The organism is Rickettsia endosymbiont of Ceutorhynchus obstrictus (genome assembly GCF_964026565.1).
Taxonomy (GTDB): domain Bacteria; phylum Pseudomonadota; class Alphaproteobacteria; order Rickettsiales; family Rickettsiaceae; genus Rickettsia.
This window is the reverse complement of record NZ_OZ032162.1, coordinates 1,469,077-1,494,365: the sequence shown is the minus strand read 5'-3', so window position 1 is coordinate 1,494,365 and position 25,289 is coordinate 1,469,077. Positions and strand designations below refer to the sequence as shown.

The window sequence follows — 25,289 nt, the reverse complement described above, 5'->3', positions numbered from 1 at the left end:
GCAAATAGTCAAGTTATGTTTTGGGGTTAATGTATTTTTATGTAAAATTAAGGCCAGCGTACTTCCGGCGGTAGGGACATTAATATCGCCTCAACATTTCCGTCGGTCATTAAGCCGAATTTAGTTCCGCGATCATATAATAAATTAAATTCCACATATCTACCGCGTCTTATAAGCTGGTATTCTTTCTGCTCTAGCGACCAAGGCAAAAACATTTTTTTTCTGACAATTTCAGGATATACCGACAATAAAGCCTTGCCGACATCTTGGGTAAAAGAAAAATCATTATCGAAATTGCCGCTATTTAAATAATCAAAAAATATCCCGCCGATACCTCTTGCTTCTTTCCGATGCTTTAAGTAAAAATATTCATCGCATTGTTTTTTAAACTTAGGGTAATAATCTTTATCATGCCTATCGCAAGCCTCTTTAAAAGCTTGATGGAATTTTGCCGTCTCAAGCTTTTCAGGGTAAAAAGGCGTTAAATCCCCGCCGCCGCCAAACCAATGATTAGACGTTTCTATATAACGAGTATTAAAATGCATTGCCGGCACTAAAGGAGATTTAAGATGAGCAACAACGGAGATACCCGTAGCAAAAAACTCTCCGCTCTTTTCCGTTCCCGGGATTTGTTCTCGAAATTCCTTTGAGAACTCACCGAAAACAGTAGAAATATTAACCCCTACTTTTTCAAAAACTTCACCCTTCATGACGGACATAACCCCGCCGCCTCCGCCTGTTCTTTCCCAAGGCGATCGTATAAATTTAGCAGACTCTATATTTCCCCCCCTTGCATATTCTTGTTCAATTTTTTCAAATTCAGTGCATATTTGATTACGCAAATCTGTAAACCACTTGCTTGTTACTTCTCTATTTTGTAAGGTCATATATTTGTTATTTGAATTACGAATTATTGCATATCCTCGATGTCATTCCCGCGCAGGCGGGAATCCAGAAAAATTATAGTCATCCTGAATTTATTTCAGGATCTACTATAAGAGATGCTGAAACAAGTTCAGCATGACAAGCCTGGATTCCCGTTTTCACGGGAATGACATAGAACCCGCTTAACCTATCCACGCAACAACACCTCGCAGGAATGACATTGAATAGTGAGTAGTATCATCGAAGGTTTCGCCTAACGATATTCCTCATCAAATACATAATTATCAAAAATATACTCGCAATAATCATGATATAAAAAGCAGGGGCATAAAATAACTCCGTTTTTTCGACAAGCCATCGGGAAATAATCGGCGAAGTCCCGCCGAATATCGCCACCCCGAAATTATAACTAAAAGCAACGCCGGAAAATTTTTGTTCCGGCGTAAATAGCGAGATAACGAATATATAAGCCGTACCCGCTATTGTTCCGGCTAGCATACCGAGAACCGTAAGTGCGGCAATTTGTTGCCATAATTTTTCCGATGACATAAACAGCATGGTCGGTAAAATTAATATTAAAATAGCAATACTTGCAAGAACTAGCATCCTAAATTTACCGATAATGTCGGCAGTGCCACCGGCAAGCGGCATCGCCACCATCGCAACAAAAGAAGAGTAGGCTAAATACGATAAGGCTAGCGTATTGTCGTAATGCATAACGTTATGATAGAAAACATTTATATAGGTTTTCACTAAATACATAATGCTGCTAGCGATAGCTGCTACGCAAATAGTGATAAACATCGACTTCCAAGCAGTTCTTACCACGTTTGAAAAAGGGGCTTTTAGGACTTTTTTCTTCTTCTCCAGCATGATAAAAATCGGTGTTTCCGCTACGCGTAAACGTAAATAAAACCCTGCAAGTCCCATAAAACCGCCAAGCAGGAAAGCGAAGCGCCAAGCAAAATCGATATAAGAAAAATATCGCTCAATAATAATACCGATAAATGTTGCGATTAAAGTACCGGCGATATTAGAGCCATGGACTAAGCCGGCCGTAAAACCCGGTCTTAAATTTTGCCGATGTTCAAGGATGAAAATGGCCGCGCCGGTGCCTTCGCCGCTAATGCATAAACCTTGTATAAGGCGCATAATAATTAATGTTACCGGGGCGTAAACCCCTATACTCTCGTACGAGGGAATTAAGCCCATAATAAAGGTGGGGACTGTCATACCTAGCATCGAGATTATCAAAGCAATACGCCTGCCGTATCTATCGCCGATATAGCCAAAGACTATCCCCCCTATAGGTCTAGTTAAAAATCCGACGGCAAACACCCCAAGACTTAAGAGAATCCCGACAAATTCCGATTCTCCGGGAAAAAACACACGTCCAATAATCGGTGAAAAAACTGAATATACCGTAAAATCATAATATTCCAGTACATTACCTGAAATAGCAGATAAAAAAATGAATTTAGATTTATTCATTGAAGGTTTAGCGACCTATTTAGTTATATTAAACCATTATAGACAAATCGAACTATTTATAAAGTGTAAATTATAAATAGCCACTATTGTATTTTGATTAATAAAATTCTCAACTCCTCATATTATCCTTTCAATATTTAGTTTTTTTATTATTATTAACATTAATAAAATTACAAATATTTATATGTCATACAAATACCTAATTACCGGCACTTTAATTATTCTTATTGTGGGTTTATGTTTTCGTAATTATTTGCCTTCTCTTTCATTTTTTAATAATAAACCTCAACCGGTTATGAGCGAATACGAAAAAGAACTAGCAGCATATGACGAAGCAATAAAGCTAAATCCGAATGATGCTGAAGCATATTTTGATAAAGGTAAATTATTAAAAGAGTTAGGAGAATTTGAGCTTGCTATTGAAGCTTTTGATAAAGCAATACAGCTAGACCCGGATGAAGCAGATACATATTTTGAAAAAGCTAGCATTTTATATGTACTTGAAAAGCATCAGCTAGCTCTTAAAACTCTTGATAAAGCAATGGAATTAGATTCTGAGAATTTTGAAGCATATTACAATAAAGGACTAATTTTAAATCAGTTAAATAAGCATGATTTAGCTCTTGAGGCATTTGATAAAGTTATTGAGTTAAATCCTAATAATCCTAGAGGGTATTTTAAGCGAGCGATCACATTACAAGAATTAGGCAAATATGAGCGTGCCGTTGAATCATATAACAAAGTACTAGAATTAGCTCCTGATGATTTTGATGCTTATTATAATAAAGGAATTATTTTATTTGATTTAGAAAAATATGAATTAGCACTAGAGTCATTCAATAAAGCAATTAAATTAAATCCTAGTGATTTTAAGGCTTACAATAATAGAGGAGCAATATTGCTTGGGCTTGGCAGGTATGAATTAGCTCTTGAGTCATGCAATAAAGCAATTAAGCTAAATCCCGATTCTTCTTATGCTTATAATAATCGAGGTCGTGTATTAGAAGCACTAAATAAATACGATCTAGCCGTTGAATCCTATAATAAAGTACTAGAACTAAACCCAAATGACTCCGAAGCAAAAGCTCGAAAACAAGCGATATTAGATATGCAAAAAGCTAAATTATAATTACAAGGAAATATTTATATGCAGCAATTTAGTATTTATCAAACGACGCAGGAGTTGTTATTAAAAGCGATAATTCTTCTGGTAGAGAAATGTTACCACGGCAATCTTAAAAGTGTTGTTTTAGTAGCGGATAGCGAACAGCAAGAATTGTTGAATAAAACACTCTGGACATATTCGAGAAGGCAATTTATCCCGCACGGCAGCAAGCTTGACCCAATGCCTGAAAAGCAGCCGATATATATTACCGATGAGCTACAAAACCCTAATGACGCTAGCGTTTTATTAATTATTTCACCTAGTGATATAGAGAAAATTTTACAGGATAAAGAATATATTACCCGCTTTCAAAGAATAATTATAATTTATGACTTACCTGTTGATTTGCAAATCTTACTTTTATCGATCAATAAACTAACCGTTGCGGAAAAACTAATTGATTGCTATAAACAAAACCAAAACGGCTCGTGGGAGAAGGTGGATATTTAAATGCGTTACCGTCATGCCGTGACTTGATCACGGCATCCAGAAAAAACCTTAATAAAAAGACTGGATGCCGTGGTCAAGCCACGGTATGACAAAAGAAAAGGCTGGATTCTTGCCTTCGCAGGAATGACATACGGCACTTTTTTAGAGCCATGCAACAACGCCGGTCAAGCCCACTACTGTACGAACGTTTAAATAAAGAGGTAAAAATTCTGTCATTCCGTGGCTACGACCACGGAATCCAGCTTATAATATCATAAAAAGATTCAAAATAAGTCTAATATGGCTTTATTTTCCTGGATGCCGTGATCAAGTCACGGCATGACACAGCCTTTTTTCAACGTTCGTACAGTAGTGGGTCAAGCCACGGTATGACAAAAGAAAAGGCTGGATTCCTGCCTTCGCAGGAATGACATAGAACATAAATACCAAGTCAAACACATTAATATTTTATGAAAAAACTATCTTTTCAACAAATTATCCTAACTTTGCAAAATTATTGGCAGGATTACGGTTGTGCGATTTTGCAGCCCTATGATGCGCATGTCGGGGCGGGTACATTCCATCCAGCAACCGTGTTGCGTTCGTTGGGACCGAAGCCGTGGTTTGTGGTGTATGTGCAGCCCTCAAGGCGTCCCGGTGATAGTCGTTATGCAATGCACCCTAACAGAATGCAGCATTACTACCAGTTTCAAGTTATCTTAAAACCCTCGCCCGATAATATTCAAGAGCTATATTTAAAGAGCCTAGAGCAGTTGGGGATCGATTTAAGTAAACATGATATTCGCTTTGTTGAAGATGATTGGGAATCGCCGACTATCGGCGCGTCGGGTCTCGGTTGGGAAGTATGGTGTAACGGTATGGAAGTCTCGCAATTTACCTATATGCAGCAAGTAGGCGGAATTGAGTGCCGCCCGGTGGCAGGAGAAATTACTTACGGACTTGAGCGGCTAGCTCTTTATATTCAAGGCATTGATGAAGTAAAAAATCTTGACTGGAACGGTCAAACGGGCGAGAAAGCCTTAAAATACAGTGAAGTAGATTTTGAAGCGGAAAAGCAATTTTCAAAGTTTAATTTAGAGCTAGCCGATAGCGAGATGTTACTGCGGCACTTTGCTGATTGCGAAGAGCAATGCGTGGCATTAATTAAAGAGAATTTGCCGCTGCCGGCTTATGATTATTGCATGCAAGCAAGCCATTTATTTAATTTGTTAAATGCTCGCGGCGTAATTAGTGTCACCGAGCGCGCTTCGTACATTTTGAGGGTACGGAATTTGGCGAAATTATGTTGCAGTAAATGGCTGGATATGGAAGGAAATTAATATAACAATGTTTGTCATGCCGTGGCTTGACCCACTACTGTACGAACGTTTAAATAAAGAGGTAAAAATTCTGTCATTCCGTGGCTACGACCACGGAATCCAGCTTATAATATCATAAAAAGATTCTAAAATAAATCTAATATGGCTTTATTTTCCTGGATGCCGTGATCAAGTCACGGCATGACACAGCCTTTTTTCAACGTTCGTACAGTAGTGGGCTTGACCAGCGTTGTTGCATGGATCGAAAAATTAATAAAAATCCGTCATGGCGAAGCCACGAAGTGGCTGTGGCCATCCAGGCTATCCCGAATATATGAGGGATTTAATTAGAATACTAAACAAGTTTAGTATAAAAATATGTTTAACTGGATGGCCACGGCGCCAAAAGGCGCCTCGCCATGACGGTTTGGGTATCCATGCAACAACGCCGGCTTGACCACGGCATCCAGTCCTTTTTGGTGCCTTTTCTGGACCTAGTTGGCAAGCCAGCGTTGTTGCGTGGATACTAGAATCGTCATTGCGAGGAGGCACAAAGTGCCGACGCGGCAATCTAGGCTATCCCGAATGTAATGAGGGATTTAATTTAGAATGCTAAACAAGTTTAGCATGACAAAAAAAGCCTGGATTCCCGCCTTTAGCTAGAATGACATAGGGATGGCAGGAATGACATCGGTAGTACTTTTAATATTTCCTATAGGTAATATTATAAAATTTAGGAGTTGAGGGAATCAAAAATTAATATGAGTGCATTATTATTAGAGCTTTTTAGTGAAGAAATACCGGCTTTCATGCAAAGAACCGCTGAAGAAGCTTATTTAAATATCTTTACGAAAATTTTTGAAGAGCAGAAAATATTTGCCAAAATTCAAGTATTTTCGGGACCCAGAAGAATCACGGCGCATATTACCCATTTACCGAAATCTATTTTACCGCAGGAAATAGAGATTAAAGGTCCGGCGGTAGGGGCATCGGATGCAGCTATTCAAGGGTTTTGCAAGGCGCATAATACTAGTAAATTACAACTTTCTACTAAACTAATAAATAATCATCTATATTATTTTTTCATTAAAAAAATAGCGGAAAAGGATATTAAAGAAGTTTTACCGGAGATTATAGTTACAGCGATTAATAGATATAGTTGGGCGAAATCGATGTATTGGGGCGATTATAAAATAAAATGGATTCGCCCTTTGCGCAATATATTATGTATATTTGACGATGAAATACTACCTTTAAAATTCGGTCATTTAACGGCTAATAATGTTACTTACGCCCACAGGCTTAAGGGCAATAAGACGATAACGGTAAATAATTTTACCGAATATAAAAGTAAGCTTCTAGAAAATGACGTTATTTTAGAGAGATTAGAGCGGCAAGAAATAATTAAAGCCGGCTTAGCTGAAATGGCGAATCTATACTCAAATGATTTGGATAATTGGAACGTAAAACGAGAGGTGAGTGCGCGCAGCCTATACTTAATAGGTGAGTACACGAATCCCTCGAAGTTTTGCGGAGCCAATTCTTCAAAGGAGAAGAGTATACATAATCTAAACATAAAAGAAGATGAGCGTTTAATTGAAGAAGTCACGGGGCTAGCGGAATTTCCCGTTGTGATGATCGGCAGAGTACCGGAGAAATTCCTAAAATTACCGAAAGAAGTATTAATTTCTTCAATGCGAACTCATCAAAAATATTTTTGCTTATTTGATAATAAAGGAAATTTTGCGCCGTATTTTCTGTTTGTTTGTAACGGTAAATTTAGCGATTCTGAGTTAGTTGTTAAAGGTAACGAAAAAGTATTAGCGGCAAGGCTAGCCGATGCTTTATATTTTTATAAGCAAGATTTATCTCATACTTTGGAATCACAATTATCAAAACTTGAGCGGGTAACATTTCATGCCAAACTCGGTAATTTAAAGCAAAAGACAGAAAGGATCACCAAAATTTGTCATTATTTAGCTCCGGAAAATAAATTGCTGCGTTTGGCGGCTAAACTCTGCAAAAGTGATCTTGTTAGTGAAATGGTCGGAGAGTTCCCTGAGTTACAAGGGATTATGGGCTATTATTATGCAATACATGAAGGATTAGAGGAAGAAGTAGCCGTTGCAATTAGAGATCATTATAAACCGCAAGGCCCTTCGGATAATGTACCTACCGGCAACGCTGCTTTGCTGGCGATAGCCGATAAATTAGATAGTTTAGTCGGCTTAATGCTAGCAGGTGAAGCTCCTAGCGGTTCAGGTGATCCTTATGCATTAAGGCGTCAAGCGCTCGGTATAATTAGGATAATATTAGATAATAAATTGCAAATAAATATTATAGAGTTAATTAATTTTGCCGGTGCCTTATATAAAGATTTATTTGACGAGAATAATGATTTAATAAATTCTTTCTTTGAAGAGAGAGCTAAATTTTATTTCAAAAATCAATATGATATTTCATTAATTAATGCCGTTCTTGACTTAAAAGCTGAAGATAATTTAGTTACTACAAAGCTAAAGCTTGAGGCTTTACAAAAATTTTTATCGGGTGATGAAGGAACGCAATTATTAATCGCTTATAAAAGAGCTAGTAATATTTTAGGAGATAAAAAAATAAACGGCGAAATTAATACTGATATTTTTACTTCAAAATATGAAAGAGAATTATATAATTTGCTTAATGAAAATTCTAAGCAAATTGAAATTACTATTAGTGAAAAAGATTTTACGAAAGCTTTAAGTTTATTAAGTACACTACTTACGCCTATTGCCGATTTTTTCGATAACGTGCTTGTTAATGATGAAGACCGTAAAATTGCCGATAATCGTTTGTTATTATTGCAACTGGTACGTCAAACATTTCGTAAAGTAGCTAATTTTAATTGTTTATGATTAATAAAGCAGCGAAATTTATTAAATCGGGCGGAGTGGTTGCATTCCCGACCGAAACAGTTTACGGACTCGGCGCCGATGCTACGAATGAAGAGGCTTGCTTAAAAATCTTTCGGCTAAAAAACCGCCCTGCTATTAATCCGCTAATTGTTCATGTGGCAAGCTTAGAACATGCTAAAACTATCGGTGAGTTTAATGAAATTGCGAATCTGCTAGCAAATAAATTCTGGCCGGGAGCTTTATCTATCGTGGTGCCTTTAAAAGATACTGCCGATATAGCACCGGCAGTTACGGCCGGGCTTAAGACTGTAGCGCTGCGTATGCCCGCTTATCCTTTAGCTTTGGAACTAATAGAAAAAGTAGGAAGACCTATAGCGGCGCCGAGTGCTAACCCTTCTAGCTATATTAGTCCGACCAATGCACAGCATGTTAAAGAGCATTTTTCAGGTAACTCGGAGGTTTTTATATTAGCGCCGGAAGCCTATCAATCTGAGTATGGTTTGGAATCAACAATAATAGATACGACTTTAAAAGAGCCGATAATCCTTAGAGAGGGATTTATCACTACCGAATTGCTACAAACAATATTAGGGATGAAAATTGCTAAAGCTAATGCGGCAATGGAAGTTAAAGCTCCAGGGATGCTAGCTAAACATTACTCGCCTAAAGTACCGATTAGGTTAAATGCCGCAAATTTAGAAAATGGAGAAATAGGCTTAAATTTTGCCGATAGTAATTTACAAGGTGAATTTTCGTTGAATTTAAGCTTAAACGGCGATTTAGCGGAAGCGGCGGCAAATCTTTATGCGCATTTAAGAATGCTCGATAATTATGCTATAAACCATAATATAGTAAGAGTTGCTATTGCCCCGATCCCTTCCGTAAATATCGGTATCGCTATCAATGACCGATTAAAAAGAGCGGCGTTTTAACTTTGTTTCGCATGGATAGTAAAAGCATCTTCGATGTCATTCCCGTGCGGGCGGGGCATTGTTGCATGGCTAATAATTTACCGTATTATGGTTATTATAAGTATGATGTCATACCGTGGCTTGACACCGAATTGCTTTGCAAAAATATTGAGCCATGCAACAATGCTTCCAGTCGCTCGCAATGACGATTCCGGTAGCCATGCAACAATGCCCGCAGGCGGGAATGACATACTTTTTGAAGTAATTTTCGATCCATGAAAATATTATTTTAAGTAAGCGACTCTATTTTCTAATGCTAATTCATCATAATATTTTTCTATTAAAGCTTCCAAAATAGCGACTGTTTCAATATCCAAATCCCCTGAGAAATTGCTAGGGCGGAAATGCATTTGAAAAGAAATTATTACTTCTTGCGTTTGAGAATCCATTACGCCGGTGGGATTAAGCCCATAGCCGTATTTTATAAATTTTTCTTGAATAGCTTTTATATTAGAAATATCTATATGCGGCATTAGAGATTTAACCGTTTCTTCATCATACCAAGCACCTATATTGTTATCATAAAGTTGTTTCCAAGGAAATAAAGGACCGGGGTCTTCTTTTCTACCGGGTGCAATGTCGGAATGTCCTATAACGTTCGTTGGCGCAATATCATAATCACTAATAATTTGTTTACATAAGCTAATTACGCTGTTAATTTGCTCCGGAGGATAAGGATACCAAGTTTTGTAATCTTCTTTATCTAAAGTAAATCCTAAATTAACAATTTCAATACCGATAGAAGTATCGTTTATATTGTTACGCCCCTTCCACCGGCTAACTCCGGCATGCCAAGCTCTATCTTGTTCCTTTACTAGCCGGAATATATGATCCGAGTTTTGATCATTTACTAAATAATGGACGCTTACTTTCGGTCCTGTCAAGGATTCAATAGATTTTTTAAAATTTTCTTGGGTATAATGTAATACTAAAAATCTAACACGTCTGTCAAAAACAGTAGCTTTATAAGTAGTTTTATCAATTATCATTTTATTAACCTTTTTACCGTGTAGGATGGTCTTGTCACATGGCTCGAATTTTCGATGTCATTCCCGTGAAAACGGGAATCCAGAAAAAAGTACCACAAAGTCATCCTGAATTTATTTCAGGATCTACTAAAAAGATGCGCAAAACTTGTTCAGCATGACAAAGTAAAGCCTAGATTCCCGCTTTTAGCTAGAATGACATCAAAAATATTGAGCCATGCAACAACGCCGTGCAGGATTAGAAATGAATTTTTAATTTAGCCATTCCTTGATGGCTTTGATATTTTTTATGCAAACGGCAATTATACTCCATGAATATTGTAGTATTGCTTTTTTTAGCAACTATACCTGCTCCTATATTATAACCGATTTTCGGTTGTTTCGGTAAAGTAATAATGTCCTCTAAGCTCTTATCTTTCCATGTTATTGTAGCATTAACTGCTGTATTTTTGCTATTAAAATGCTTTTCGATAGAGCCGTGTAAAGTGGGTATTAAAATTATAGAGTCAGAAATGTTTTTCGGAGCAAATAATATTCTACCGCCGATAATTCCGGTCCATAATTGTTGCGATTTTCCGGCAACCGTTAAATGCTGAGTACCGATATCATGCTCCTTATAACTCCCGTCTTTTGTATGTCCGTATCTAAGCCCGATATGAGGTATAATATTTATACCTCTCTTGGCTTGGTGTCTATAATTTAGCAATGTTTCAAAGCTCAAACTAGTATTTCGATATTTTCCGGTGATATGATTACCGGAATAGATAATTTTGTTCTTAACATAGTTATGTAAAATAGTCGCTACTGCTTGTAGGGAAAAATTCTTTTTCAATTCTTTTAAGCCGTAAAGACTAAAAGCATGCCCGTCAATATTTACTTTATCACAATTCTTATTATATTTTAGATTAGAGCGCAGATTAGTATAAGCAATTCCGAGTAAATCATTATCGTTAAATTCAGTATCGGCACCTATAGTAACACCGGTAGTACGACCTTTATATCCAGGCATATCTTTCCATACCCCATGTTTATTAATATTGTATAAACCGCTAATCCATACGCCTTTTTCGATAGTTGTATCCTCATCACCGGCTGCAGCAGGGCCGGCGGAGAGAAAATACTTTACTCTCTCCAATATAGCAGGTTTATTAATAATATCTCGAATATAATTATATGCAGAATGAATTTTTGCTTTAATATTTTCTAGCCTATCTTCTTCTAAAATTATTTCTTCTGATTGATCAATTCCTGAAATTTTTTTACTTACTAAAACTTCTACTTCTAATGGCTCAAGGTTTTGAGATAATTGTTGATCATTATCTTTCTCTTTTTCATCATTAATGTTTTCCTCTTCTTTGATTATTGAATTGTCTAGCGATTGTTTACTTATGTCTGATTCATCATCGGTAAGAGCTTTTGAGGTATTATTTTCCTCATCGTTACTTTGTATTATTCCCGTAGTTGCAGCCTCTTCAGTGACTTCTTCTTGAGTTTGAGGTTGAGTAATAGCTTTAGCGTCAGCGTTTAGTTGTTCTTGTTCTAAAGCTTTAGCTTTTAGTGCTTCTTGTTGATTTTCATAATCTTTTTCTGCTTGTGCAAATAACTCCGGTACTAGTTCTAAGGCTTTTTCTTCTTCTAACGCTTTAGCGGCGGTGTCAGCTTCTAGTTTTTTTTGTTCTCTTGCTAATTTAATTTGTTGTTCTAAAGCTTCAGCGTCTATCCTTTCTTGCTCTAACCTTTGTTGTTCTAAAGCTATAGCGGCGGCGTCTGCTTCTAGTTTTTTTTGTTCTCTTGCTAATTTAGTTTGTTGTTCTAAAGCTTCAGCGTTTATCCTTTCTTGCTCTAACTTTTGTTGTTCTAAAACTTTAGCTTTTAGTGCTTCTTGTTGATTTTCATAATCTTTTTCTGCTTGTGCAAATAACTCCGGTACTAGTTCTAAGGCTTTTTCTTCTTCTAAAGCATCAGCTTGTGTTTTAATAGCTTTATCTAATAGTTTATTACCTGTTAATGGTTTTATGTCCTTAGCTAAGTTTTTTAAAAATTCTGTATCCTTTACTGTTTCAGCTATTATTTCATTATAAATCTTATGTATTTCGTCACCGAGTTCAGTCCTAGGCCCTATAAAATCCGGTGAGAGTGTAGATAACGCTTCTTCAAAGGTTTCCGTATTTACTTTTTCATCGAGTTTATCGAAGGGTTTCTTAGCATATATTTCTAGCACACTTTCTAATATTATATCGTTTAGTACTTTGCCGGCACCGTGCATCTTGATATTGAATTCAAAAGAAGTAGCATTTTTTGTGATACGTTCTGAGTATTTTTTCCCTGCGGATGAATTAAATTTATTAGGTGTTATAGGCGTCTTAGGAATTATTTTATTATTATTGGCTTTAAGTTTTAATGCTTTTTCTATCAAATCATCATTAATTCCGGCAGCTTTTAACTTTGGCTTATCTAGTTCTGAAGATGTCATCATTGACGGCGGGGGTGGAGGCGGAACAGCGCCGGCAGTCGGCAGCTTGTTTTGTTGTTGTGCGACTATATTTTCCTGACCTATTTCCGTCAAAGCTTTTATTAACCCCGCTACGGTCATGCGTTGAGATAATAGAGCTACGTCTTCTTGTGAAAAATTAGCTATAGAGGGTAATGCTAATTTATTATATTGCGGAAGAGTATTAGTTTGTTTATTTTCCTCGATAGTAACTACAACTGCTAAAAATTCTCTTAATATTTCATGTTTTTTAGATTCTTGTATTAACCTGATAAAATCAGCTGAATTTATATTATTGTCTGATGCAAATGCTTTAATAGCTTCAAGATTAATTGTTTTTATTATGTTAGTTCTTAAATTATTTATTTGCTCCTTGGAAACGGAAGCAATATTTTTTAGGTTTGTAATTATTTTGTCTTTATCAAGTAAAATATGCACTTTATTCATATTAGTTAACTTACTAGAATCATTAACTAATTCTTCTATAATGTCATTTAACTTTTGACTACCGAAAACGTTAGAGTTGTTAGCTATAAATCTTAATTGTTCTAATCTATCGTTATAACCTGCTAATTCTTGTTCTTTTTGTTCTTTTGTTTGTATCGTTAGAATAAAGTTTTTTTGGTTTTCGGATATTTTGCTAGACGGTAGCAGAAGGCGATCCATTGCCTTATCTGAGTCTTCTTGGAAAAGATTATTAAGTATTCTATCTTTACTTTTTTTAAAGCTTATAATTTGAGTAACGTATGGATCTTTTGAAAGTTCCTCATATATCTTTGTGGCTTTACTTTTAAGGTCCCTTCCCGCCTGACTATCCTGATTATCTTTGCTGAATAAATTAATAAGTGCTTCCTCTTTAAGTATATCTTTATATTTATCCGTTAATATTTGACGTATAGTGTTCGTTATATTTATTTCGGCTCCAATTTGTTGAGCATACAGTGTAGGAAGTTGTTTGTTAGATTCTGTTAAATATGTTTTGTACAATTCACCGTATTCTGTGGTTGGTTCAGTTATTTCCACAGTCTTATTTGCTTTTGTTGATAAAGGCTTTTGCTGTGTATTGTTACCTTGCTTTGCTAATTCTTCATGTAATTCATACAGTGCCGGATGGTTCTGTTCAAGATCATTAATATTAAGATTATGATTATTGTGAATAGGCGGCGGCGGTGCATTTGGCAGCGGCGGTGGAGTCGTACCTGTCCACGCTGCTTCTGTAAGTACCGGTTGTGAAGTAGATAAAAGTTTTTCCTTAATTTCTTTTGTTATAGTTTCGGGTGAAGATGAAATAATATTAATTGATTTTTCTAAAAAACTTGTATCAAAACCATTAATTAATGAAATTATTTCATTTTGATTTAAATCATTAGTTATTAAAGAATCGGCTTTAAGTTTTTTATTAATCTCTGCTATTACCTTTTGGGGTATATTTTCATATTTACCGTTTTTATAATATTTTTTCAATTTTTCTTTTATTTTATTTTTTCTTAATAAAAGCTTTTCAATTTCTTTTTTATTATTAATGCTTTTGAGTTGTGTTAATACTAATCGAACTCCCAAGCTAGGCCTTTGTGTTTCTAAAGTAATTAGATTCCTGTCTACATAATCCACAACTCGATCAAAAAATACATCCTTTTGTTCTTCGGAAGCATTTTGTATTATTGCGGCTAATATAGGTCTGTTTTCTTTATTAATAGGTTTTGTAAAATCCAAAATTCTTACATCTTTAAGATTATCGACAAATAATATTTGTTTTATATTTTGCTCATTTAGATCAGATAAAATTTTGTCAACTGCAGTTTTTTTTAGTTCTGAAGATAGTTTTGTATCTTCGGCATATTCTAAAGCAGTGATAGCCTCATTATTATTAAGGTATTCGTCAAACCTTTCGATATGCTCTTGTAATGTATATTGTTGATTAAGGTGTGTTAATAGGGGATTATTTGTCATTTCCTGATTATTTTTTAGCAGGTCGGAAACTGAGGCTCTTAAATTATATCCTTCTTGCTTAGGTGGGTCTTGTACTAATGAAAAGTCATTAGGAATAGTGGTAAATTTTTCTTCTGTAGGTGCTTTTTTTCCAAAAATTTTTCCAAGGAAGTTTTTTTTTGCTTTTGGCTTTTCGCTAGCTGTGGGCGGCTGTGTGTCTCTTTCTCGATTATTATTAAGATTATATGTAGAAGAGTTTGATCGAATTCCCCTTTTCTTCCGGGTAGTTTTTGAGTTGTGCGGCTTGAGATTAAGCAACCGGCTCTCAAGATCATCGTCGGATTGTGCAAATCCCTCATTCATTCCAAAAATTAGGGTGGTAATACTAACACAAATTAGTAAAAAATATTTAAATAAACTGAATTTATTTCGTAAATTTTTTTTCATGAACACTGCTATTATTTTTTTATAAACTAACTTTGAGAGAGCTAGCTACTTTTAGCAGACATTATAAGAAAAAATTAAGATCTATCAAGATCTCTTTTTAAAAAAATTAAAAAATATTAATACTTTTTAGTTATTGAGTGAGATTTAATGACCGGATATGATAAATTAAGATGTTTAAGGAAATTTAGATAATTTAAGCGGCAAAAATAATTATTTATAATGCCCTGCAAAATAAAGGAAAGAATTATCCATAGCTCGCGTTACTTATAATTTGTCTAAGTAAAATATAGTCTCTATAATGACAATAAATTAGTTCATAACAAAATCATGAAGCTTTACTTACATAACACTCTTACCCGCACTAAAGAAATTTTTCAGCCGATAGATAAGAATTTGATAAAAATGTATGTTTGCGGTCCTACCGTTTACGACAGACCTCATATCGGCAATGCTAGGTCGGTAATAGTGTATGATATATTATATTGTTTGCTTGAAGAAATATTCGGTGAGGCGAATGTAAAATATGTGCGGAATATTACCGACGTGGATGATAAAATCATTGATAGAGCGGCAGAGCTTAAAATTACTATCGGGGAGTTAACTAAAAAAATTACCGATGAATTCCATCAGGATATGTATTATTTAGGATGTAAGACTCCAACCTTAGAGCCGCGAGCCACCGAGCATATCGATCAAATGATAGAGATGATAGAAAAATTAATAGCGACAAATCATGCTTATATTGTCGATAATCATGTTTATTTCGATATTTCGACTGCACCGAATTATACGGAGTTATCTAATCGTGATTTAGACGAAATGGCGGACGGTGTACGGATAGAAAACAGTAAAGCAAAAAAACATCCGCACGATTTTGTGTTATGGAAGCCGGCAAAACCGAATGAATCTTTAGAGGCAAATTTTGAGAGTCCATGGGGATTAGGGCGTCCGGGTTGGCATATTGAATGCTCTAGCATGAGTTATAAATATTTAGGCGAGAATTTTGATATACATGGCGGCGGTGCGGATTTAATTTTCCCCCATCATACTAACGAAATTGCCCAAAGTAAATGCGCTTTTCCTGATTCTCTATATGCCAAATATTGGGTTCATAACGGATTTCTAACGTCAAACGGCGAAAAGATGAGTAAGTCCCTGGGGAATTTTATTACGGTAAAAGATTTGATAAATAAAAAAATCCCGGGGGATATAGTGCGATTATTGTTACTAACTGTCCATTACCGTAAGCCGCTTGATTATAACGATAAAGCTTTAGATGATGCCAAAAAAACTATGGATTACTGGTATCGAGCAATTGAAAATGTTAATACTATAAAGCTTTCTACGATGCCGCAGGATTTTATGCAGGCACTGCTTGATGATATGAACACGCCGCTGGCGATAAAAATAATCAATGATTATGCCAAACAGGTTTTTTTGGTACAAACCGTCGAAGAAAAACGGATTAACGTCTCTTCTCTTCTTGCTTGTGCTAATTTCATCGGTTTAATGACCCAAAAACCGCAAGAATGGTTTCATGCCGGAATAGATGAAATTTACATTAATCAGTTAGTTGATAAACGTTTAGAGGCAAAGAAACAGAAAGATTGGCTGCTCGCCGATCAAATACGCAAACAGTTATTAGAAGAGGGAATAATTCTCGAAGATAAAACAGACGGCACGACTATTTGGAGAAAAAACAAGTAGACCCTTGTAAATATTGAAATAAATATATATAATGGTAGGGCTTATGTACCTTTGTCATACCGTGGTCAAGCCCACTAGTGTACGAACGTTGCAAAATCGTCATTGCGAAGCCACGAAGTGGCTGTGGCAATCCATAAAACATAATAAAATTATGCTAAAATTAGCATTTTTACTGGATTGCTTCGTCAATTTACTATAGTAAATTTCCTCGCAATGACGGAAAAACAACCTGAAAGCCAACGTTCGTACACTAGTGGGTCAAGCCACGGTATGACAGACACATCACTTTTATAAGCATAACACAATATAAAAATTCGCACGTAAGATATTAAGGTTAGTTCATTTATTTAAATGAATCACATCTTGCGGAGGTATAAAACTAACATTAAAGGAGATTTATTATAATGTCGAAAATACAACCAGTTAATATTAAAGATTTACTTGATGCCGGCGTGCATTTCGGTCACAAAACTTCACGCTGGAATCCTAAAATGGCTCCTTATATTTATGGAGAACGCGATGACGTTCATGTTATTGATTTAAGGCAAACCTCTGTTTTAATGGGAGTTGCGCTAAATGCAATCTATGAAACGGTGAAGAAGGACGGCAAAATATTATTTGTAAGTACCAAAATTCAAGCGAGCGATATAATAGCTGAATATGCCGAAAAATGCGGGCAATATTACGTAAATCATAGATGGCTCGGCGGAATGCTTACTAACTGGAAAACTATTTCCGGTTCAATAGAGAAATTAAATAAGCTTGAAAAGACTTTAGAAAGCGAAGAAGCTTGCGCCGGTTATACCAAAAAAGAAATATTGGATATGAGCCGCAAAAAAGATAAATTACTTCTTTCGCTAGGCGGAATTAGGAATATTAATTCTAAACCGGATTTAGTAGTAATAATCGATACTAACAAAGAACATATAGCAATTAATGAAGCCGTAAAGCTAGGTGTTCCTATTATTGCAGTCGTTGATACTAATTCTAACCCTGATAATATTGATTATCCGATTCCGGGTAATGACGATGCAATCAGATCAATTAGACTTTATTGTAGCTTATTTGCCGATGCCGCATTGCAGGGACTTGAGGAAGCAATGAGAGCTTCAGGAGTAGATCTCGGCGCTATAGAAGATCATGGGGAAAAAGGTAAAGCACCTCAAAATATTTCTAAATTAAAGTCAACTAAAAAATTCTCTCAAACTAAAAATATAAGTGAAGAGATAACTACCGAGTTTGAACAAGCGTTAACGGCAACATCGGATAAAAAGGAAGGGTAAATAAATGCTATCAGTGTTATTGCATGGTTCTTAAAAAGACCTCAGCTTGTCATACCGTGGCTTGTCCACGGTATCCAGAAAAGTAACTTATAATGGTATTATTTATATATTTTCCTGGATTCCGTGAATAAATCACGGAATGACATCGGGGAATTTGCTATAAATTTCGAGCCATGCAACAACGCTCCATTTGAACTAGAATGATATCCCTACGTAAAATAGAACAAATAAAAGGAGCAAATAAAATATGAGTGAAGTAACTATAAGTGCTGCAAGCGTCAAGGAATTAAGAGAAAAAACCGGCGCCGGTATGATGGATTGCAAAAAAGCTTTAATTGAAGCTAAAGGTGATTTTGAAGCGGCTGTTGACTGGTTAAGGCAAAAAGGTTTATCTGCTGCGGCAAAAAAAATCGGTAGAGTTGCATCGGAAGGGTTAACTGCCGTAAAAGTTGATGGTCTAATCGGTGTACTCGTTGAGGTGAATTCCGAAACGGATTTTGTTGCGCGTAATGAGCAATTTCAAGATTTAGTAAGAAATATTGCTGATTGTGCAATAAAACTAGAAAATATTGACGAGCTAAAAGAAGTTAAATTAGCAAACGGTAAGTCGGTTAACGAAGAAATTTTAGAAAATGTTGCTACTATCGGCGAAAATTTAACTTTGCGTCGTATGGATATATTAAAAGTATCTGCAGGAGTAATCGGCTCATATGTTCATAATGAAGTTACAAAAAATTTGGGTAAAATTTCCGTATTAGTAGGACTCGAATCAACTGCTAAAGATAAAGCCAGACTAGAAGAAGTAGGGAAGCAAATTGCCGTTCATATCGCGGGTAACAATCCGCAAAGTTTGGATGCATCAAGCTTAAACCCTGCCTTAATAGAGCATGAGCGGAAAATATTCTTTGAGCAATCAAAAGCTGCTGGTAAATCCGACGATATAATTGCTAAAATGGTAGAAGGAAGAATACGTAAATTTTTAGCGGAGATTGTATTACTTGAGCAGAATTTTTTATTTGATACTAAACTTCGAGTTTCCGAAGTTATTGCCAATGCTGCTAAAGAATTAGGGGCCGATATTAAAATCACAAAATTCATTAGATACGAACTTGGTGAAGGCATAGAACAGGAAGAAAAAAACTTTGCCGATGAAGTAGCCGCCGTAGTGAAAGGGTAATAATTTAAATAACGCGAACTATGTATAAGTTTTTAAGCTAAAACTTATACATAGTTGGGGTTTGATACCATTCCCCGCGCGGCATTGTTGCATGGCTACCGGAATCGTCATTGCGAGCATTTGCGCGGAACACGGCAATCTAGAAAATAATAAGTTTCATAACATTTTTTGCTATTTTTTCCTGGATTGCCACGTCGGGACTACGTCCCTCCTCGCAATGACGGGGTTTTTTTATAAGGATTTCGAGCCATGCAACAACGCCTTTTTATTATCAACCTTACTATAAAGGTTAAGAGAAATGCCGCCCGCCGTTTTTTAAATTATTAGCTTGGTTAATTAACTTCTTATCTTTTCTAAAAATTCTTTAATCTCTTCATTTTTTTATTGACTTTCAACAAAAAAAATATAACTTCTTTGCACATTTAATTAAAATGTTGCAAAAAATGTTAGGCTATGAAGTAGAACAAAAGAGTTTAACTAGACAACAAAAGGAAGCTATCGGGTTACTATCCATAGGTACTTTCCTAGAGTATTTTGACCTTATGCTTTATGTCCATATGGCAGTACTACTTAATGAATTATTTTTTCCTAAAGCCGATCCTCATACTGCAGCTATTTATTCTGCTGCTGCCTTCTGTTCTACATTTGTTTTTAGACCGTTTGGAGCACTTATATTTGGTTGGATAGGTGACAATATCGGTCGTAAATCTACTGTGGTTATTACGAGTTTTTTAATGGCTATATCATGCATTGTTATGGCTGTTAGTCCAACTTATGCCGAAAAAGGACTAATCGCTACTATAATAGTTACATTATGTCGGATTGTTCAAGGGGTATCATCGCTAGGGGAAATAATTGGTGCAGAACTTTACCTTACTGAAATGATAAAATCCCCTAAAAAACAATATCCTTTTGTATCGTTAGTTTCTTCTTTTGCTACATTTGGTGGTGTTGCTGCTTTAGGTATGGCATCACTAATTACTAATTTTGGAGTTAGTTGGCGAATAGCTTTTTTTATCGGAGCGGGAATTGCAATAACTGGAGGTTATGCGAGAAATCGTTTGCGAGAAACGCAAGATTTTATAGATGCAAAACGGCAAGTTCAAAATAGCTTTAGTAAAGCGAAAGTAAATATAAAAATACTTGAAAATGATCTACTGTGGAAAGAAAAAGTTAATTGGAAAACTAGCTTAGCATATTTTTTAATTCAGTGCGCATGGCCGGTAACATTTTTTTTTGTATACGTATATTGCAGCAATATTCTAAAGAATTCTTTTAATTATAGTGCTGAAGAAATTATAAACCATAATTTTATTGTATCTTTAATACAAGTAGTTGGAGGATTAATTCTAAGGTGTTATTTAAGTACTATAGTACATCCTTTAAAAATCCTTAGAACGTGCTTGGTAGTGTTTTCATTATTTACTATAATGACTCCTTGTTTGCTGAGTTACCTTAGAACTCCTGGGGAATTGCTTTTGCTACAATCAATTATAATTGTCTTTGGTTTAGGAGATGCGCCAGCTGCTCCTATTTTCTTTAAACATTTCCCAGTTTTTAAACGATTCACTTATTCAAGTTTTTTATATGCTTTATCTCGGGCTTTAGTGTATCTAATTACTTCTTTTGGTCTTATCTATTTAGTAGATTATTTTGGTCATTGGGGAATATTAGTTATTGTGATTCCTGTAAGTATAGGTTACGGATTCGGGATACTGCACTTTGAGCGGTTAGAAAAGAATGCAGAAAATTATCCTTACAAGGAAATTGTTGATCATCCTTTAAAGTAGGAGTTGCTTTTGAATAAAGTTCTATTAATTCCTCTTTTATTTGTGGCATTCCGAGATACATACTAAGAGTGATGAATACACTTAGAGTTTCTAACATTATCTTTTTCATTTTTTCAGGGGACTTAGCCCCGATCGTTTGCATGTTATGAAGACGATCAAATAATTTAATAAATAACATATCTTTATTATTTTGTAACAATAAAGAGTTGACCATTTCTGCAGAGCTGATTTTTTTATCTAGCTTAATTCTAGTTAAATCTTCTACTTGACAAGCAATTTTACACCCAAAGATATTTGTAATCATAGCTTTAGTAAATTCAGTATCCTCGATAGTATCGTGAAGCAATGCAGTAACAATCATATCTGTTCTAAAAAATTCTTGTTTTTGCAAACTGCTATATTTAGCCACCATATACGCCACCTCTATCGGATGGGAGTAATACGGGTCACCTGATTGGCGCATTTGACTACCGTGATATTTCCGCGCGTAGTAAACGCCCTTTTTAATTTCTCTGATGTCTATAGGATATTGTACTAATTTGTTTAAAGAAGTAACCTTATCTAATAGCCTTGCGGTATAACCGCACATCTCAAACTTTTCTTCCCAGCAATTGATATCTTCCACAAAAATTAATCCAAATTTATTAGATCAATCTTTATAACATTTTCTATTAATAATTTAAAGTAATAAATTGCTTTTGAATCGAATTGAGGTGTTGTTGCATGGCTCAATATTTTCGCAAAGCAATTCGGTGTCATGCCGAGGCCCCTCCCACGGCATCCAGTTTTTTACTAAGATTTTTTTTGGATACCGTGGTCAAGCCCACTAGTGTACGAACGTTGAAAAAAGGCTGTGTCATGCCGTGACTTGATCACGGCATCCAGGAAAATAACGCCATATTAGACTTATTTTAGAATCTTTTTATGATATTATAAGCTGGATTCCGTGGTCGTAGCCACGGAATGACAGAATTTTTACCTCTTTATTTAAACGTTCGTACAGTAGTGGGTCAAGCCACGGTATGACAAGTTTTAAGCGATTTTAACCATCCACGCGGGGCATTGGGCCTCGTTAACCTGATTTTCATACACTGAAAGCAACTAATCCCGTTTAAAGGTTTGATATATTACGGGAATAACGAAAATAGTAAATATAGTCCCTATGCTCATACCTCCGACTATTACCAGACCGATAGAGTTACGGGCGGCGGCACCTGCGCCGGAAGCAAAGACTAGCGGCAGCGTACCTACTATTGAGGCAAGTGTCGTCATTAATATCGGTCGCAGTCGGAGGCTACAGGATTTAACTATCGCCTCCCTTACATTCGCTCCTTTTTCTTTTAGCTGATTTGCGAATTCTACTATCATAATAGAATTTTTAGTAACCAATCCGACCAAAGTAATAAGCCCGATATTACTATACATATTAAGGCTATTGCCGCATATCCAAAGAGTTAATACTCCCCCTGTTATCGAGAAAGGCACGGCAAGCAATATTAACAAAGGATCAATAAAGCTTTCAAATTGTGCGGAGAGTACTAAATAAATAAATATTAGCGCAAATAAGAAAGTCATAAGCATATTACTATCCGATTCACTCATTTGTTTAATTTCGCCTATATATTCAAGTATCGTCGTGTTAGGATCGAGTAGCTTGTCGCTTATATTATTAATTTCTTTTATCGCGTCGCTGATTTTCTTATTAGGTGCTAAATCCGAGGAGATAGTAACCGCTTTTGAATTATTATAATGACCGTATGATTTTACCGATACTTTTTCCGTCATCTCGGCAATTACTCCAAGCGGTAGCATAGTATTATTTTTTGCCGGAATTAGAATTTTACTAAAGTCATTAACATTGCTACGATCTTTTAAATTATATTGTAATACGACATTATATAGATCGTTGCCCATTCTAAAATCGCCGATTTGCTGACCGGCAAGTAAATATTGTACGGTTCTTCCTATATTACCCATGCTCATCCCGTATAAATACGCCTTATCACGATCAATATCGATATTAATCGTCGGCATTGCGGACTGCAAATCCCTATTTACGTTAGAAAATACAGGATTTGCTTTCATCAAATCGACAAATTTATCGGATAATTTATCTAAATCGTCATATTCAAGCGTTGTTTGCAAAGTAAATTCGATCGGGCTTTGAGCATTATTACTAATCATGGAACGGGGATCCATAACAAAAATTGACATACCGGCTATTTGTGCGAATTGTTCGTTAAGCTTATTTTTAATAGCTTCTTGTGAACGCGCTCTTTCACTCCAGTCTTTAAGGGGAACATAAGCAAAAACGCTATCGCTGCCATTTCCGCCGATTACCATTAAGTAACCGAGTATTTCTCTGTAATTTTCTAGGATTTTTTCGGCTTCCATAACTATTGCTGTCGAGTGTTCAATACTCGACCCTTCAGGTCCGGTAAAAGAAAGCTGCAAAAATCCGTCATCTTCTTGCGGAACAAAAACTTTTTGTACAAATTTAGAGCTGATTATTAGCACTATGAAAGATAAAGCAATAATAAGAGAAAATTTCTTTTTATTATCAAAGGTAAGATTTAAATAATAAAGATATTTACTTTGCACAAGCTGCAGAATTTCATTAAATTTAGCTAAAAATTTCGGTAGCGGCTTATCATGTTTTTTGATCATGCGGCTTGCCATCATCGGTGTTAACGTTAGTGCGACAAAGCCTGAGAGTAAAACGCAAAATGCTAAAGTCCAAGCAAATTCGATAAATAATTTGCCGACAAAGCCGTCGATAAAGCCGATCGGTAAAAATACGGCGGCAAGGGTAATAGTCATGGCGATAATAGCAAAACCGATTTCCTTGGAAGCAAGAAAAGCTGCCTCCATTGAAGGATGCCCCATTTCGTTATATCTAAAAATATTTTCAAGCATGACGATTGCATCGTCGACTACTAACCCGATAGCTAAAATCATCGCTAGAAGAGTAAAAATATTAATGGAAAAGCCCATTGCATACATAACGCTAAAAGTACCGATTAACGACACCGGAATCGTTACAAAGGGAATTAAAGTAATTCTAGCTGATGCCAGGAATAAATAAGTAACCAAAATTACTAATATTAAAGCTTCAAAAATAGTATTAAACACCGCATAGACCGAGGCGTTGACCGGTGTTGCCCCGTCATAGGCAATGCTGATATTTATACCGCTCGGCAATGATGCTTTAATTTGATCTAAAACACTTCTCACCTCATTTGATAAATCTATAATATTAGCTTTTGATTCTTTTATAAGCCCAAGAGCAATAGAGCTTTTGCCGTTATATCTAAAAATAACGTCTTGATCGGGAGCACCTAAATATACTTTTGCTACATCCCTTAATTTTATTATTCCGCCGTCTCTGGCTTTTAGTATAATATTACCGAATTCTTCCGGTTTTGTTAAAGACCCTGCAAGAGTTACTATAAAATTATTGATACCCGTTTTGATTGTTCCCGCCGGATAATCCTTATTTTGCTCAGTAATGGCTGCTTCAATTTCTAACGGAGAAATTTTATACTGATATAATTTTTTAGGATCAGGTTCTATTTTCATTACATAATCATATCCGCCGTATATATTTGATTGTCCGACCGTTTCAAGCTTATCTAAAGGAGTCTGCAAACTATCTTCAACAATTTTTGTTAATTCTAAATCATTATATTGATTACTTTCAATGCTTAAAAAAAGACTCGGAAAACTATCGGCATCAAGCTTTGCTACCGACGGTGCTTTCATATCTTTAGGAAACATATAAGTTATGTCGGAGACTTTGGAGCGTACGTCATTTAGAGCTACCTCAATATCGGTAGATAACAAAAAAGACAAAGTTATATTAGTTTGACCGGTTGAGCTTTGGGAGGTTGTAAAATCAAGGTTTTTTACCGTCTTTAAAGCTTTTTCAATGCGGGTGGTAATTTCTTTTTCCATATATAAAGCATCGGCTCCCGGGTAAAGAGCCGTTACGTTAATAATGGGTACTGAAATGTCAGGTGTACCTCTAATTTGTAATTTAGTAAAAAATACTGCTCCGAGTGTTACGATAATCAGGCTTAAGACCGTTGCAAATACAGGACGTTTTATACAAATTTCAGATAATAGCATTTATATAACCAAAAATAGGGATGAGTAACTTTTTCTAAGCAAATAAGTATATATTTATAAAGTTCGTACTATCCCATGATTATATGTTTCCATTAAAATTATTCAATTATATTTAGCTTGAAAGACAAAACTGATGTAATATGGTTACATATTTTTATAAAATTACATAATAAACATAGATATTTAAACTTTACAAA

General features: G+C 35.6%; 22 protein-coding genes. 13 read left to right on the top strand and 9 right to left on the bottom strand.

From position 1 onward, the window contains the following. Positions 1–47: 47 nt before the first annotated feature. Both hemF and AAGD64_RS08510 read right to left on the bottom strand, forming a co-directional pair. Positions 48–887 (bottom strand): oxygen-dependent coproporphyrinogen oxidase, encoded by an 840-nt coding sequence (hemF, locus tag AAGD64_RS08515; protein WP_341793102.1) that lies wholly within the window; start codon positions 885–887, stop codon positions 48–50. A gap of 235 nt (positions 888–1,122) precedes the next feature. After that, the gene (locus tag AAGD64_RS08510) at positions 1,123–2,376 is read right to left on the bottom strand and encodes an MFS transporter (protein WP_341793101.1); all 1,254 of its coding nucleotides are present in this window, start codon (positions 2,374–2,376) and stop codon (positions 1,123–1,125) included. 184 nt (positions 2,377–2,560) lie between these two features. Here AAGD64_RS08510 and AAGD64_RS08505 point away from each other — a divergent pair, with 184 nt between their 5' ends. Both AAGD64_RS08505 and AAGD64_RS08500 read left to right on the top strand, forming a co-directional pair. Next, positions 2,561–3,505 carry a tetratricopeptide repeat protein gene (locus AAGD64_RS08505; protein ID WP_341793100.1) on the top strand — a complete coding sequence of 315 codons (945 nt, stop codon included), beginning with the start codon at positions 2,561–2,563 and terminating at the stop codon, positions 3,503–3,505. 18 nt (positions 3,506–3,523) lie between these two features. After that, entirely contained in the window at positions 3,524–3,991 is a 468-nt protein-coding gene (locus tag AAGD64_RS08500; RefSeq protein WP_341793099.1) for a DNA polymerase III subunit chi, read from the top strand. Positions 3,992–4,002: 11 nt separating this feature from the next. Here the strand turns inward: AAGD64_RS08500 and AAGD64_RS08495 are convergent, their stop codons facing one another. Then, positions 4,003–4,146 carry a hypothetical protein gene (locus AAGD64_RS08495; protein ID WP_341793098.1) on the bottom strand — a complete coding sequence of 48 codons (144 nt, stop codon included), beginning with the start codon at positions 4,144–4,146 and terminating at the stop codon, positions 4,003–4,005. Positions 4,147–4,440: 294 nt separating this feature from the next. Between AAGD64_RS08495 and AAGD64_RS08490 the strand changes: the two genes are divergently transcribed. The 6 genes from AAGD64_RS08490 (at position 4,441) to AAGD64_RS08465 (ending at position 9,373) form a co-directional block, all read left to right on the top strand. Continuing rightward, complete coding sequence (locus AAGD64_RS08490; protein WP_341793097.1) at positions 4,441–5,310, top strand: glycine--tRNA ligase subunit alpha; 870 nt, start codon at positions 4,441–4,443, stop codon at positions 5,308–5,310. A 164-nt stretch (positions 5,311–5,474) separates the two neighbouring features. After that, positions 5,475–5,627: a hypothetical protein gene (locus AAGD64_RS08485; protein WP_341793096.1), complete on the top strand. Its 153-nt coding sequence runs from the start codon at positions 5,475–5,477 to the stop codon at positions 5,625–5,627. After that, a complete protein-coding gene (locus AAGD64_RS08480) occupies positions 5,576–5,746 on the top strand; it encodes a hypothetical protein (RefSeq protein WP_341793095.1) in 171 nt (56 codons plus the stop codon). Before AAGD64_RS08485 ends, AAGD64_RS08480 begins: the two co-directional genes overlap by 52 nt. 304 nt (positions 5,747–6,050) lie before the next feature. Continuing rightward, entirely contained in the window at positions 6,051–8,183 is a 2,133-nt protein-coding gene (gene glyS, locus AAGD64_RS08475; protein ID WP_341793094.1) for a glycine--tRNA ligase subunit beta, read from the top strand. Further along, positions 8,180–9,115, top strand: coding sequence for an L-threonylcarbamoyladenylate synthase (locus AAGD64_RS08470; RefSeq protein ID WP_341793093.1), 936 nt, complete (start codon positions 8,180–8,182; stop codon positions 9,113–9,115). Before glyS ends, AAGD64_RS08470 begins: the two co-directional genes overlap by 4 nt. A gap of 33 nt (positions 9,116–9,148) precedes the next feature. Next, complete coding sequence (locus tag AAGD64_RS08465) at positions 9,149–9,373, top strand: hypothetical protein (RefSeq protein WP_341793092.1); 225 nt, start codon at positions 9,149–9,151, stop codon at positions 9,371–9,373. Between the two features lie 5 nt (positions 9,374–9,378). Here AAGD64_RS08465 and AAGD64_RS08460 read toward each other — a convergent pair whose 3' ends face one another. Together AAGD64_RS08460 and AAGD64_RS08455 are read right to left on the bottom strand one after the other, a co-directional pair. Further along, positions 9,379–10,143, bottom strand: coding sequence for an N-acetylmuramoyl-L-alanine amidase (locus AAGD64_RS08460; protein WP_341793091.1), 765 nt, complete (start codon positions 10,141–10,143; stop codon positions 9,379–9,381). Between the two features lie 235 nt (positions 10,144–10,378). Beyond that, the gene (locus tag AAGD64_RS08455) at positions 10,379–15,007 is read right to left on the bottom strand and encodes an autotransporter domain-containing protein (protein ID WP_341793090.1); all 4,629 of its coding nucleotides are present in this window, start codon (positions 15,005–15,007) and stop codon (positions 10,379–10,381) included. A 327-nt stretch (positions 15,008–15,334) separates the two neighbouring features. Between AAGD64_RS08455 and cysS the strand changes: the two genes are divergently transcribed. Next, complete coding sequence (gene cysS, locus AAGD64_RS08450; protein WP_253308482.1) at positions 15,335–16,714, top strand: cysteine--tRNA ligase; 1,380 nt, start codon at positions 15,335–15,337, stop codon at positions 16,712–16,714. Here the strand turns inward: cysS and AAGD64_RS08445 are convergent. Continuing rightward, on the bottom strand, positions 16,692–16,844 hold the full coding sequence (locus tag AAGD64_RS08445; RefSeq protein ID WP_341793089.1) for a hypothetical protein: 153 nt from the start codon (positions 16,842–16,844) through the stop codon (positions 16,692–16,694). The two genes, cysS and AAGD64_RS08445, sit on opposite strands and share 23 nt — an antisense overlap. 274 nt (positions 16,845–17,118) lie before the next feature. Between AAGD64_RS08445 and rpsB the strand changes: the two genes are divergently transcribed. The 4 genes from rpsB to AAGD64_RS08425 all read left to right on the top strand — a co-directional run bounded on the left by rpsB (position 17,119) and on the right by AAGD64_RS08425 (position 20,964). After that, positions 17,119–17,997 carry a 30S ribosomal protein S2 gene (gene rpsB, locus AAGD64_RS08440; RefSeq protein WP_341793088.1) on the top strand — a complete coding sequence of 293 codons (879 nt, stop codon included), beginning with the start codon at positions 17,119–17,121 and terminating at the stop codon, positions 17,995–17,997. A 247-nt stretch (positions 17,998–18,244) separates the two neighbouring features. Further along, on the top strand, positions 18,245–19,174 hold the full coding sequence (tsf, locus tag AAGD64_RS08435; protein ID WP_341793087.1) for a translation elongation factor Ts: 930 nt from the start codon (positions 18,245–18,247) through the stop codon (positions 19,172–19,174). Positions 19,175–19,265: 91 nt separating this feature from the next. After that, on the top strand, positions 19,266–19,460 hold the full coding sequence (locus AAGD64_RS08430; RefSeq protein ID WP_341793086.1) for a hypothetical protein: 195 nt from the start codon (positions 19,266–19,268) through the stop codon (positions 19,458–19,460). Between the two features lie 157 nt (positions 19,461–19,617). Next, positions 19,618–20,964 (top strand): MFS transporter, encoded by a 1,347-nt coding sequence (locus tag AAGD64_RS08425; RefSeq protein WP_341793085.1) that lies wholly within the window; start codon positions 19,618–19,620, stop codon positions 20,962–20,964. Here the strand turns inward: AAGD64_RS08425 and AAGD64_RS08420 are convergent. The 3 genes from AAGD64_RS08420 to AAGD64_RS08410 all read right to left on the bottom strand — a co-directional run bounded on the left by AAGD64_RS08420 (position 20,849) and on the right by AAGD64_RS08410 (position 25,092). After that, entirely contained in the window at positions 20,849–21,589 is a 741-nt protein-coding gene (locus AAGD64_RS08420) for an HD domain-containing protein (RefSeq protein WP_341793084.1), read from the bottom strand. The genes AAGD64_RS08425 and AAGD64_RS08420 overlap by 116 nt on opposite strands. 5 nt (positions 21,590–21,594) lie before the next feature. Next, positions 21,595–21,723 (bottom strand): hypothetical protein, encoded by a 129-nt coding sequence (locus tag AAGD64_RS08415; protein ID WP_301282642.1) that lies wholly within the window; start codon positions 21,721–21,723, stop codon positions 21,595–21,597. A 342-nt stretch (positions 21,724–22,065) separates the two neighbouring features. Next, entirely contained in the window at positions 22,066–25,092 is a 3,027-nt protein-coding gene (locus AAGD64_RS08410; RefSeq protein ID WP_341793083.1) for an efflux RND transporter permease subunit, read from the bottom strand. Positions 25,093–25,289 lie beyond the last annotated feature (197 nt).